The organism is Chthonobacter albigriseus (assembly GCF_013839445.1).
GTDB classification, from domain to species: Bacteria; Pseudomonadota; Alphaproteobacteria; order Rhizobiales; family Pleomorphomonadaceae; genus Chthonobacter; species Chthonobacter albigriseus.
Genome location: NZ_JACDIT010000004.1, coordinates 1 through 11,610, shown reverse-complemented (window position 1 = coordinate 11,610; position 11,610 = coordinate 1). Strand labels below are relative to the sequence as shown.

Annotated in this window: 11 protein-coding genes; 8 read left to right on the top strand and 3 right to left on the bottom strand. The window is 66.4% G+C overall.

The window, feature by feature from the left end:
- Positions 1-84: 84 nt before the first annotated feature.
- The 6 genes from HZ321_RS12265 (at position 85) to HZ321_RS12240 (ending at position 6,489) form a co-directional block, all read left to right on the top strand.
- Positions 85-1,104, top strand: a complete 1,020-nt coding sequence (locus tag HZ321_RS12265) for a substrate-binding domain-containing protein (RefSeq protein WP_181702656.1) — start codon at positions 85-87, stop codon at positions 1,102-1,104.
- Positions 1,105-1,170: 66 nt separating this feature from the next.
- Positions 1,171-2,478: an ABC transporter substrate-binding protein gene (locus HZ321_RS12260; RefSeq protein ID WP_181702655.1), complete on the top strand. Its 1,308-nt coding sequence runs from the start codon at positions 1,171-1,173 to the stop codon at positions 2,476-2,478.
- A 76-nt stretch (positions 2,479-2,554) separates the two neighbouring features.
- The gene (locus HZ321_RS12255; RefSeq protein ID WP_206682777.1) at positions 2,555-3,448 is read left to right on the top strand and encodes a carbohydrate ABC transporter permease; all 894 of its coding nucleotides are present in this window, start codon (positions 2,555-2,557) and stop codon (positions 3,446-3,448) included.
- A complete protein-coding gene (locus HZ321_RS12250; protein WP_181702654.1) occupies positions 3,445-4,290 on the top strand; it encodes a carbohydrate ABC transporter permease in 846 nt (281 codons plus the stop codon). The genes HZ321_RS12255 and HZ321_RS12250 overlap by 4 nt, the downstream gene beginning before the upstream one ends.
- A gap of 20 nt (positions 4,291-4,310) precedes the next feature.
- Positions 4,311-5,279, top strand: a complete 969-nt coding sequence (locus HZ321_RS12245) for a glycoside hydrolase family protein (RefSeq protein WP_206682776.1) — start codon at positions 4,311-4,313, stop codon at positions 5,277-5,279.
- Positions 5,280-5,361: 82 nt separating this feature from the next.
- A complete protein-coding gene (locus HZ321_RS12240) occupies positions 5,362-6,489 on the top strand; it encodes an ABC transporter ATP-binding protein (RefSeq protein ID WP_181702652.1) in 1,128 nt (375 codons plus the stop codon).
- A 16-nt stretch (positions 6,490-6,505) separates the two neighbouring features.
- Here HZ321_RS12240 and HZ321_RS12235 read toward each other — a convergent pair whose 3' ends face one another.
- Positions 6,506-7,066, bottom strand: coding sequence for a hypothetical protein (locus HZ321_RS12235; protein ID WP_181702651.1), 561 nt, complete (start codon positions 7,064-7,066; stop codon positions 6,506-6,508).
- 717 nt (positions 7,067-7,783) lie between these two features.
- Positions 7,784-8,341, bottom strand: coding sequence for a regulatory protein RecX (locus HZ321_RS12230; protein ID WP_181702650.1), 558 nt, complete (start codon positions 8,339-8,341; stop codon positions 7,784-7,786).
- A gap of 246 nt (positions 8,342-8,587) precedes the next feature.
- Between HZ321_RS12230 and mazG the strand changes: the two genes are divergently transcribed.
- On the top strand, positions 8,588-9,412 hold the full coding sequence (mazG, locus tag HZ321_RS12225; RefSeq protein ID WP_181702649.1) for a nucleoside triphosphate pyrophosphohydrolase: 825 nt from the start codon (positions 8,588-8,590) through the stop codon (positions 9,410-9,412).
- Between the two features lie 132 nt (positions 9,413-9,544).
- Positions 9,545-10,498 (top strand): 1-phosphofructokinase family hexose kinase, encoded by a 954-nt coding sequence (locus HZ321_RS12220; protein ID WP_181702648.1) that lies wholly within the window; start codon positions 9,545-9,547, stop codon positions 10,496-10,498.
- On the opposite strand, the gene HZ321_RS12215 is transcribed toward HZ321_RS12220, so the two are convergent.
- On the bottom strand, positions 10,488-10,838 hold the full coding sequence (locus tag HZ321_RS12215; protein WP_181702647.1) for a PilZ domain-containing protein: 351 nt from the start codon (positions 10,836-10,838) through the stop codon (positions 10,488-10,490). The genes HZ321_RS12220 and HZ321_RS12215 overlap by 11 nt on opposite strands.
- Positions 10,839-11,610 lie beyond the last annotated feature (772 nt).

The window sequence follows — 11,610 nt, the reverse complement described above, 5'->3', positions numbered from 1 at the left end:
ATGGATTGAGAGATTTACGGTGTCTACGCCGTCATCATCCGATTACAAGAAGCAACGGGTGGTGTGATCGGGAGGATCAAGGCCGTGGTAACCCTGCGCGACGTCGCACGTCAGGCGGGTGTGTCGCCGAAGACCGTGTCGCGGGTCGTGAACGACGATCCGGCGGTCAGCGCGAACACGCGCGATGCGGTCATGGCCATCGTTCGGGCCATGAACTACGTGCCCGACGAGGCCGCCCGCATGATGCGCACGGCGACCTCCACCGTCGTCGGCCTGATGACGGACGTGGTGGCGACGACGCCGTATTCCGTCGACATCGTTCGCGGCGCCCAGCAGGAACTGAAAGGGGAGGGGAAGACCCTCCTTATCGCCAACACCGAGGGAGACCCGGTTCTCGAGCGCGAGTATTGGCGCATGTTCCGCGCCCACAAGGTGAGCGGGGTGGTCTACGCGACCATGTACCACCGGCCGCTGGATCTGCGCACGCCAGATTTCCAGGGTCCGATCGTGCTCGCCAACTGCTACTCGGGCAACGCGGACCGGCCGTCGATCGTCCCGGATGACGAGCGCGGCGGCTATCATCAGGCGCAACACCTGCTGCAGCTCGGCCATCGCCGGATCGGCATCCTGACATTGCTTCCGGCGATCCGGGCGACGGTGCTGCGTGGGGCCGGCTATCGAAAGGCGTTCGCCGAGGCCGGCGTATCCTACGACCCGGCGATGGAGGTTCCGGCCTTTCAGGGGTCGGTGGCAAACGAACGCCTGGTTGCCTACGACGTCGCCCGGGACATGCTTGGCGGACGGGAAAGGCCGACCGCCATCATCTGCGGCAACGACAAGGTGGCGCTGCAGGTCTATGCGGCGGCGGCCTCGCTTGGACTGTCGATCCCGGGTGACCTGTCGGTGATGGGCTACGACGACCTGACCGTGATCGCGGAGACGCTTCGGCCGTCCCTGACGACGGTTCGGTTGCCCTACTACGAGATCGGCGAACTGGCGGTGCAGACCCTCACCGGCATGCCCGACCGGGCTCCGGCGGCGACCTTCGAGCCCGTTCTGGTCGACTGCCCGCTTATCACAAGAGAATCCTGCCGCCCGATCTGACGGGGGCGGCAAAAAAGGCGCTCGCGGAGGAGCGGTCGCCACAATCTGGGAAAAGGGAGTAAACGAATGACAACGTTGACACACCGCACCCGCGGTTCGGTTCGGGCGATGGTCGCCCTTGGTGCGCTGCTTCTGTCCACCAGCCTGACGCTGGCCGACACCATCAAGGTCTGGCACCACGGCGGCCGCGGAGACGGCGAGCGCGATCGCATCCAGGCGATGATCGACGCCTGGAACAAGCAGAACCCCGATATCCCGGCCGAGCTGGAGATCCAGCCGGAAGGCGCCTACAACGAGCAGGTCCAGGCGGCCGCGCTCTCCGGCGACCTGCCGGATCTCCTCGACTTCGACGGCCCGAACTACGCCAACTACGTGTGGTCCGGCTACCTGCTGCCGCTCAACGACCTGGTGTCGAAGGAGCTGCTCGACGATACGCTGCCGTCGGTGATCGCGCAGGGTACCTATCCGCCGGACGGCAAGGTCTATTCGCTCGGCACCGGCGACTCCGGCCTCTCGATCTGGGGTAGCAAGTCGCTGCTGGAGAAGGCGGGCGTCCGCATTCCGACCGGCGTCGCCGACGCCTGGACGATGGCCGAGTTCGAGGACGCACTGGCCAAGCTGCAGAAGGTGGAGGGCGTGAAGTACGCGCTCGACATCAAGCTCAACTACGGCCAGGGCGAGTGGTACACCTATGGCTTCTCGCCGATCGTCCAGTCGATGGGCGGCGACCTGATCGACCGCACCACCTGGAAGGCGGAGGGCACGATCAACGGCGAGGCGGCCGTCAAGGCGCTGACGCATCTGCAGGGCTGGGTCAAGGCCGGCTACGTCGCGCCGGCCTCGGAGGGCGATGATGCCTTCTACGGCAAGAAGACCGCGGCGCTCTCCTTCGTCGGCCACTGGATGTGGCCGGCGCACAGCAAGGCGCTCGGTAACGACCTCGTGCTGCTGCCGATGCCGAAGTGGGGCGACAAGCACGTCACCGGCATGGGCAGCTGGTGCTGGGGCATCACCAAGACTTCCAAGCAGCCGGAGAACGTCGCCAAGCTGCTCGAGTTCTTCATGAGCACGGAGAACGTGGCGGCGCTTTCCAACGCGATGGGCGGCGTGCCGGGCGTCAAGTCTGCCGCCCCGTCGGTGGATCTCTACAAGGACGGCGGACCGCTCAACCTCTACATCCAGCAGCTGAACGGCGGCCTCGGCGTGCCGCGTCCGGCGCATCCGGCCTATCCGACCATCACCGCCGCCTTCGCCAAGGCCGTGGCGGACGTGGTGGACGGCGTCGATCCGAAGGCCGCGTTGGATGAAGCGGCCAAGCGCATCGACCAGGACATCGAGGACAACAGCGGCTACCCGCCCTTCGGCGGCAACTGATCGGTCCAACCATCGACGGCGGGGGAGGGTGTCCTTCCCCGCCGACGTGACCTCGCTCCACCGGTGGGAGACGCCGATGTCGTTCCGAAAATCCGACAATGCCAGCGCATGGTCCATGCTCGCCCCGGCGTTCCTGCTGATCGGCCTGTTCATCGTGGTCCCCTTCGCCCTGTCGGTAATCTTCGCCTTCACCGACCAGCGCCTGGTACCGAACCCGAATATCACCACGAAATTCGTGGGCGTGCGTAACTTCGAGCGGTTGTTCGACGGCGACACGTTCAGCAACGCCTTCCTGCGCACCGCCACCTTCGTGATCCTCGTCGTGCCGCTGCAGTGCGCGATGGGCCTCGGGGCGGCGATGCTGATCAACACGACGCTGCCGGTGCGCAACGTCTTCCGCGGCATCTACTTCCTCCCCACCGTGATCTCGATGGTCGTGGTCTCGGTGGTCTGGGCCTCGCTGTTCCAGATGGAAGGCTTCTTCAACGCGGCGCTGAGGGCGGCGAGCTTCGGGCTGCTCGAACCCGTGGACTGGCTGGCCAACCCCTGGACGGCCATGCCGTCGCTGGTGCTGATGTCCGCCTGGCAGGGCTTTCCCTTCCAGATGGTCGTCTACCTCGCCGGCCTGCAGGGCATCAGCAAGGACCTCTACGAAGCCGCCCGGATCGACGGCGCAACCCGCTGGCAGGAGTTCCGGCACATCACCATCCCGGCGCTGCGCAACACCCACATCCTCGTCGTCATGACCACCACCATCCTTGCGTTCAAGCTGTTCACCCAGGTCCAGCTGCTGACGCAGGGCGGGCCGCGTGGGGTGACCGACACGCTGGTCCGCTACATCTACATGACCGGCTTCCGGGAGGGGAAAGTTGGTTTGGCCGCCGCCGCCGCGGTGCTGTTCTTCCTCCTCGTGTTCGCCATCAGCCTCGTCCAGCGTCGCCTGCTCAAGGAAGAAAGGGCGATCCAATGAAGACCCGCGGAGAACACCTCCTTCTCGTCATCATCGCCGTGGTCGTCCTCGCCTTCGTGCTGGCGCCGCTGTTCCTGATGTTCGCGACCGCCTTCAAGGCCGACGAGAACCAGATCCTGCGCGACTTCGGCAACGCCAACGCCTTCTGGGTCTGGCCGTCGGAGATGTCGCTGGAGAACTTCCGGCAGGTGCTGGGGAACGACACCTTCCCAGTGCTGCGCTACATGGCGAATTCGGTGCTGATCGTCGTCTCGATCGTGGTGCTGGGCATCCTGGTCAACTCGCTGGCCGCCTATGCGCTCGCCCGGCTTGTGTTTCCCGGCCGGAACATCCTGGTGATCGCGGTGATCGCGCTGATCATCGTGCCGATGGAGAGCCTTGCGGTTCCGCTGCTCCTGATGATGAACCAGGTCGGCTGGGTGGACACCTATCAGGCGCAGATCGTGCCGTTCATCGCGCACCCCTTCTCGATCTTTCTGTTCTACCAGTTCTTCGCGGTGCTGCCGAAGGACCTGGACGAGGCGGCCTACGTGGACGGCGCGTCGCGGCTGCAGACCTACTGGAAAATCGTGATGCCGCTGTCGTTGCCGACGATCGCGACAGTCGCCATCCTGCAGTCGCTGGAATACTGGAACGCCTTCCTCTGGCCGCTGATGGTGACCCGCGGATCCGACGTCCGGCCGATCTCGCTGGCGCTGGCGCAGTTCTTCGGGACACCGCCGCCGATCTGGGGCGACGTGATGGCGTTCTCCGTGCTGATGTCGCTGCCGATCCTGGTGATCTATATCGCCTTCCAGCGCTGGTTCATCCAGTCGGCCATCGGCAGCGGCGTGAAGGGTTGATGCGGGAGGATGATGTCTTGGTGCTTTCCCTGAATGACAAGTGGATCTGGGACTTCTGGTTCGCCAAGGACGGGGCGGACTGGCACATCTACTTCCTGCAGGCCGACAAGAGCCTGGGGGATCCAGAAATGCGCCACTGGAACGTGACCTACGGCCACGCCGTGTCGCAGGACCTGAAGACCTGGACCCACCTGGGCACCACCTTCGCACCGGCCCCAAGCCCGGCCTTCGACGACCGCACGACCTGGACCGGCAGCGTCATCCGGGACGACAGCGGCCTTTGGCACCTCTTCTACACGGGCACCTCGAATGCCGAGGACGGCCGGAAACAACGCATCGGCCATGCCGTCGGCACGGACCTGCACACCTGGACCCGTGTCGGCACGGGGCTGATCCTCGATCTCCCCGACGACAGCGTCTACGAGGAGTACGACCCGGCGCTGTGGGACGGCCGGGCCATGCGCGATCCCTGGGTGATCCGCGATCCCGACGGGCCGGGCTGGATCATGTACTTCACCGCTCGGGTGCCGGTGGGCGAGGAGATGAACGCACGCGGTGCGATCGGTTTCGCCCGCTCGGACGATCTCGCCACCTGGCGGCTGGAGAAGCCGGTGTTCACCGGCAGCTTCGGGCAACTCGAGGTGCCGCAGGTGTTCCAGCGCAACGGGCGCTGGTACTGCCTGTTCTGCACGGCGGGAGAACATTGGTCGGAGGCCTATACGGCCGGGCAGGGCGGTCCGCGCACGACGGGTACGCACTACCTGATCGCGGACAGCCACCTCGGCCCCTGGACCGTCGCGCCGGGGCCGTTCCTTGACGGGGACGAGATCTGCCGCCGCTACGCCGGTAAGCTGGTCGAGGTGGACGGGCGGCTGTTCCTGATGGGCTTCGATTACTGGGACGAACAGGGACGGTTCATTGGCACCGTGAGCGATCCGGTTCCGGTGATGGAAGACGAGAAGACGGGACTCCTTTCACTGACGACATGAACGGGAAGCCCGGCCGGGCAGGGGGCGTGGACCCACTTTGCCACGGCCTCGAAGGGCGGGAACAAGATCCGGGAGGTTTGTGATGGCTGGACTGGCCTTGAAGGATGTCCGCAAGCAGTACGGCAAGGTGGAGGTCATCAAGGGCATCGACCTCGACGTCGCCGACGGGGAATTCGTCGTCTTCGTCGGGCCGTCCGGCTGCGGGAAGTCGACTCTCCTGCGGATGATTGCCGGCCTGGAGGAGATCTCCTCCGGGACGCTGTCGATCGGGGGAAGGGTGGTCAACGACTTGTCCCCGAAGGAGCGGGGCATCGCGATGGTGTTCCAGTCCTACGCGCTTTATCCGCACAAGACGGTCTACGACAACATGGCCTTCGGCCTGCAGCTGGCCAAGGCGCCGACGAGCGAGATCGACGCCAAGGTGAAGCGGGCGGCCGGCATCCTGCACATGGAGCACCTCTTGGACCGCAAGCCCAGCCAGCTCTCCGGCGGGCAGCGCCAGCGGGTCGCGATCGGCCGGGCGATCGTCCGGAACCCCGAGGTGTTCCTGTTCGACGAACCGCTCTCCAACCTGGATGCCGCGCTGCGGGTGACCATGCGCGCCGAACTCTCCAAGCTGCATCGCGACCTCGGCGCCACGATGATCTACGTCACGCACGACCAGGTCGAGGCGATGACGCTGGCCGACAAGATCGTGGTGCTGGAGGCCGGGGTGGTGCAGCAGGCCGGAACGCCGCTGCAGCTCTATCACAACCCGCAGAACCGCTTCGTCGCCGGCTTCATCGGCTCGCCGAAGATGAACTTCATCCCGGTCGAGATCGCCGAGGCGGGCAGCGGCGGTGTCACGGTCGCTTCCGCGGACCTGGCGCGGACGCTGATTCCGGTCGCCCCGGATGCGGCCGTCGCCGGCGCCAAGGCCGTTCTCGGCATCCGCCCTGAGCACGTGACGGGCGGCGACCGGCCGGTGACGTTCAAAGGCCGGGTCGAGCTTGTCGAACGGCTCGGCCACCAGACCGTCGTGGAGGTGGCGACCGCGGGCGGGGCGACCGTCACCGCCTTGCTCGACGGCACCACGCTGGTCCGGCCGGGTGAGACGCTGACGCTCGGCTTCGATCCGGCCGACGCCCATCTCTTCGGCGAGAGCGGCCGGGCCATGGAGCGCTTCCATCTGCCGGAAATCGCCCGGATGACGCGACGTACCGCGGCCTGACCGTGGCTGTCGCCCGTCACTTGATCGTGCAGGCCTTGGCGCCGCGGACCTTGGTGGCGTATCGGACCGCCGGATAGCCGTCGAAGAAGTCCTCCACCACGAAGGTGCCGGACTGCTTCGGCGCGATCACGGTGCTGGCGGTGAAGCTGACGTTGACGAGGTTCATGTCCTGCGTCTCGACCTCGATCTCGGTCAGGATCTTGTCCGGCAGGGTGTTGGTGACGTCCCAGCTGAAGATGTTGAACTGGGCCTGCCAGGACGGATTGGATGCCCGGAGATCGCGGAACTCTGTCTTGGTGAGCGGCTCCGGCTTGCAGGCCGCGTAGGCCTCGTAGAGACCGTCGGCCTTCAGCTGGTCCAGCGCCGCCGCATCGCACCTGTCGCGACATGCGCGGACGATCTGCTGGTAAGCGAAATAGTCGTCGTTCTTGGGCGGCGTCTCGGCCATGCACCCGGCAAAGCAGCCCTTGGCGGCAGCCTGAGCCGGCGTCGTGGCGGCGAGCCCCACCATCATGGCCGCCGCGCCGAACAGTGCGGCTCCCGCGTGAAATCCCGTCCGGAGTATCGAACCCGTCATCGCGTCCTCCTCGATCGTCCCGCTTCTCCCTGGCGGTCTCGTGCCTTTCATACGACAACGCGGATGCATCGGTTTCCGCCAGCGCGTTTGCGCCGCAGGGACGGTGCGCGAAGCGTGCCGTCGGCCGGTCGGACCATCCGGGCCAGGCTTCCGCCTTTGCTGGTGGTTTGATTCGCATAAGGGATATTATGGAACTTAAGGAGTGGGCCGGAAGGGCGGTGACAAGGCTCTTCGCCGAAGGAACCTGGCTTGAAAACTCCAGGCAACGGCTGGGTGGTGATGCCGGCGGAGTCGAGAAAGTCGTGTTCCCCCGATGATCAGCCAATCTAAGCCGCGCGGAATCCGCGAGGATAAAGTCCGCGCTCGGTTCATCGGATCGCCTGGATCGGACGTTGCGCTGTCGAGTCATCACGGTCGTCCATGGCTGGACGGTTCATGGTTGGCCAGGCCCAGCTCGGCCGCGCCGTTCGCTTTCCGGTCACTTCCCGGATCCGGGGCCAAGGTCCTGTCAGGCTGAGCATGCGGCTCAAAGCGACCGTCTGGCACTGGCGCTGGCGGTGGTGGGCCGTGAAACCACCGGGCGTCCCGTCGCAGGCCATGGCCAAGGACGGCGTAATCGGCGGTCGGGCGTCTTTCCGTGCGAGCTTCGGTTTGCCCGTTATTTTTCTACCTCCTTATTATACGCTCGTATAATAGATGTCAAGTGCCGGGTTGCCGTCATTCGATATCGCCTTGTGGAGCCGCCAGTTCGGCTTCCGCCTCGTCCGCCGTCATCCCGGCGACCTCCCGCGCAAGGCCATAACCGAAGCCCGCCCGGCAGAGGGCCGCGATGTCCTTCTGGTGCCGATCGTCTCCCGGCCTGGTCTGCCAGGGCCCGAGGCGTCGCCGGCGGGCGAAGCGGATGGCCGCCTGCCGATCGTCCCCTTCCGCCTGGGCGACGGCCTGCTCTGCAGCGGCTCTGTCGATCCCCTTCACCGTCAGAACGCCGACCAGCTTCTTCGCCGACATGCCCTTTCGACGACCGGACGCCGCCTTCATCTCGGCGAAGCCAGCATCGTTGAGGAGTCCCAGGTCGCGGCACGCATCCAGGACCACGGCGATCGCATCGGCGACCACCTCCGCCGGCGGCGGGTCCGGATGCCGTCGGGCGATCTTGCGCCGGAGCACCCGCTCCAGGTTCGCTTCCGACGTCGCATAGCGCTCCAGGTAGTGGAAGGCCGCACGCCGGAGCCAAGCCCTGTCGAGGGGCGTGGAAAGAGAATCCGAGTCGTTCATCGCAACAAGGGACCATGGCGCAGCGGAGCGGTCCAGAGGAACACGAAAAGCTCAGTTGATCATGGGTTTGGTTGGCGCTGTTGAAGTGCCATCGTGCCTTTACGTGAGGAATGTCCTGTAACTCTCTGTAGTCGCATTAACCTATGGTTCTGAAGCCGGCGTCGCCATGGCCAGTGTAAGCGCCGCCGACCTCGTCCATGGGCATTCTCCCTCGGTTCTGGTAAGCGGGGACAAAGGGAGTGGGACATGCAGGCCGGCCGGGACATCAGCGTGCTTCTCGACATCATGGCGCGGCTCCGCGATCCGGAGACGGGCTGCGCCTGGGACGTGGTGCAGACCTTCCGCACCATCGCCCCCTACACGGTGGAGGAGGCCTTCGAGGTGGCCGACGCCATCGAGCGCGGCGATCTCGGCGACCTCTGCGACGAGCTGGGCGACCTCCTGCTGCAGGTCGTGTTCCACGCCCGGATGGCCGAAGAGGCCGGCGCCTTCGGCTTCCCCGACGTGGTGGAAGCGATCACCGCCAAGATGATCCGCCGGCATCCCCACGTCTTCGGGCCGGAGGAGGCTCGCTCGCCAACCATGGCGAAGGACGCCTGGAAACGCATCAAGGCCGAGGAGAAGGCCGCCCGCCGGGAACGCCTGGACGCCCAGGGCGTCGCGGCGGCGCCGAGCCTGCTCGACGACGTGCCGGCGGGGATGACCGCCCTCGCCCGGGCCGTGAAGCTGCAGGACAAGGCCGGAAGCGTCGGTTTCGACTGGAACGACCCGCGCGCGGTGATCGCCAAGATCCGCGAGGAGCTGGACGAGCTGGAAGCGGAGATCGACCACGGAGCCCCCTCCCCCTCCGTCGAAGCGGAACTCGGCGACGTGCTGTTCGCGCTCGCCAATCTCGGCCGTCACCTCTCCATCGATCCCGACGCGGCGCTGCGCGGGACGAACGAGAAGTTCCGGCGGCGCTTTTCCTTCATCGAGCGGCGACTGGCCGAGTCCGGCCGGACACCGTCGGAGGCGACCCTGGACGAGATGGAAGCCTTGTGGCAGCAGGCCAAGACCAATCCGGACGCCTAAGCCGGAGTGTACGGTCGGGCGACGCTTCGGGAATAACTTCGGCCTTCGAAGGATCCGCGTCAGACCCGACGTGATCAGGGGGAGCGGACGGGTTAGGGTGCCGGGACCAAAGACTCTGGAAGCGGCGGCCCCATGCAGCGCATCGTGACCCTCACCCTCAATCCTGCAATCGACGGCGCCAGCGAGACGGACACGGTCTTTCCGACGCACAAGATCCGCACTTCCAATGAACGCTACGAACCGGGCGGCGGGGGCATCAACGTGGCCCGGGTGATCCGGACGCTCGGGGGGGCCGCAACGGCAGTCTACCTCGCCGGGGGTGCCACGGGGATTGTGCTGGACGAACTGCTGGACGCACGGGGGATCGAGCGGATCCGGGTGCCGATCGCCGATCACACGCGGGTCAGCCACGTGGTCTACGAGCGCTCTACCGGGCGGGAGTTCCGCTTCGTGCCGGAGGGGCCTGTGATCGCCGAAGCCGAGTGGAAGGCGTGCCTGTCCGCCGTGGAGGCGATCGGCTGGCAGTATCTGGTGGCGAGCGGCAGCCTGCCCCGCGGTGTGCCGGACGATTTCTACGTCCGGCTCGTCCGCACCGCCCACAGCCGCGGCGCCAAGCTGGTGCTCGACACGTCCGGCATGGCGCTGAAGGCGGCCTGGGCGCACGGCGGGCTGCACCTGGTGAAGCCCTCGGGCGGCGAGTTCGAGGCGCTGATGGGCCGCAAGCTGCCGACCGTCGAGGCCGTGATGGCCGCCGCCGCGGAGGCGGTCGCGGCGGGCCGCACCGAGATCCTGGCCGTCACCCTCGGCCACGAAGGCGCGGTGATGGCGACTGCGGCGGGCGTATGGTCGCTGAAGGCGCCGCCGGCTGAGGCGAAGAGCGCGTCGGGCGCCGGCGACAGCTTCGTCGCTGCCTTCGTTTTTGCGCTGGCAAGCGGCGAGCCGCCGGAGGAAGCCTTCCGGCTGGCAGTCGCCACCGGCACCGCCGCTGTGCTGACGCCGGGAACCGAGCTCTGTGCCAAGCCGGACATCGACCGGCTCTACGCGGAAGTCCGGCGGCAGCCGTTCGGCCGGCCGACTACGGCGTGAGCTGGTCGATCCGCGCCTTCAGGCGGCCGTTCTCCTGCGCCAGGCGACGGATCCGCTCCTCCGCTTCGCTGAGAGGCGAGAGGTAATCGCCCTCCTCCTCGAAGCGGACGCCGACGTCGTTGGGGTCGCTCCAGATCCGCTTCGCCCGGACCGTGCGCTTGCGGTCGGTCAGGATCAGCTCGAATTCGAGCGGCAGAAACCGGACACGCGGAAGGACGAGCCGGGCCCCTGCCCTGGATATATCGCGCACCAGGCAATCGATCGAGCAGTAGCGGTTGGCGAACACGACCCGTCCGGCCAGATAGCTCCTTCGCCGCGGGTATTTCCGTCTTTCGGCCATAACGCGGATCTCCGTATATTTAACAAATGTTCTGATAAGCCCCCACACGCTTGAATTGAAGTGAAAGAAAGAATTAACTTTACCGCTGGCGACGGGGGCGGGTCGACGGCGGCGCACCTCTTCGTTTCCGCGCGGAGTGCCGCCGGAGCATGGGATGCAAGGCTCGCCCCGATGCGCGGGGCGTGGGCGCGGCAGGGCCGCGACGGGTACTGGTAGTGGTGCAGCCCTGCCGCGCCCACGTGCGGTTCTTTGTCGGCCCCTGCCGCCAGGCGACGGACAGGTTCGAGGACATTTCTTCAGCGCCGCCGTGCCTTTCGGCCGATTCAGCGCCTATCGCCAACGCACTAGGCACCCGGTCGTAGTGCCGGGCAGTGTGTCCAAGCCAAGCCGCCCGGGGCGCCGCCAGTCGGCAACCGCGGGACCGCAACCCTCCCCCATGGATCGGCACTTGGATCCGAGCACGTCCCCGCATGGGAGGGATGGGTGAGTGTAGGCACGGGTTGGGGAGGCGGGGATAAGTTCGGGTTGAATCCGGTACGGGCGGGCGCGAGCGGCTGGGCGCCGGCCCGGAAAAATGCGTGGGTGGTCCGCCTGCGCGGACCATGACGGCGGAAGGGGAAGTGGGGAAAGTGGTGGAGAAGCAGGTGGAGCCGTCGTGTCGATAGAGCCGATCCACCCCTCCTCCGATCGTCATGGTCCGCGCAGGTGGAGCCGTCGTGTCGATAGAGCCGATCCACCCCTCCTCCGATCGTCATGGTCCGCGCAGGCGGAC

Coding starts and splice junctions, on each gene's coding strand:
- HZ321_RS12220 (WP_181702648.1), top strand. CDS start 9,545: ATGCAGCGCATCGTGACCCTCACCCTCAATCCTGCAATCGACGGCGCC.
- HZ321_RS12240 (WP_181702652.1), top strand. CDS start 5,362: ATGGCTGGACTGGCCTTGAAGGATGTCCGCAAGCAGTACGGCAAGGTG.
- HZ321_RS12255 (WP_206682777.1), top strand. CDS start 2,555: ATGTCGTTCCGAAAATCCGACAATGCCAGCGCATGGTCCATGCTCGCC.
- HZ321_RS12235 (WP_181702651.1), bottom strand. CDS start 7,066: ATGACGGGTTCGATACTCCGGACGGGATTTCACGCGGGAGCCGCACTG.
- HZ321_RS12260 (WP_181702655.1), top strand. CDS start 1,171: ATGACAACGTTGACACACCGCACCCGCGGTTCGGTTCGGGCGATGGTC.
- mazG (WP_181702649.1), top strand. CDS start 8,588: ATGCAGGCCGGCCGGGACATCAGCGTGCTTCTCGACATCATGGCGCGG.
- HZ321_RS12230 (WP_181702650.1), bottom strand. CDS start 8,341: ATGAACGACTCGGATTCTCTTTCCACGCCCCTCGACAGGGCTTGGCTC.
- HZ321_RS12215 (WP_181702647.1), bottom strand. CDS start 10,838: ATGGCCGAAAGACGGAAATACCCGCGGCGAAGGAGCTATCTGGCCGGA.
- HZ321_RS12250 (WP_181702654.1), top strand. CDS start 3,445: ATGAAGACCCGCGGAGAACACCTCCTTCTCGTCATCATCGCCGTGGTC.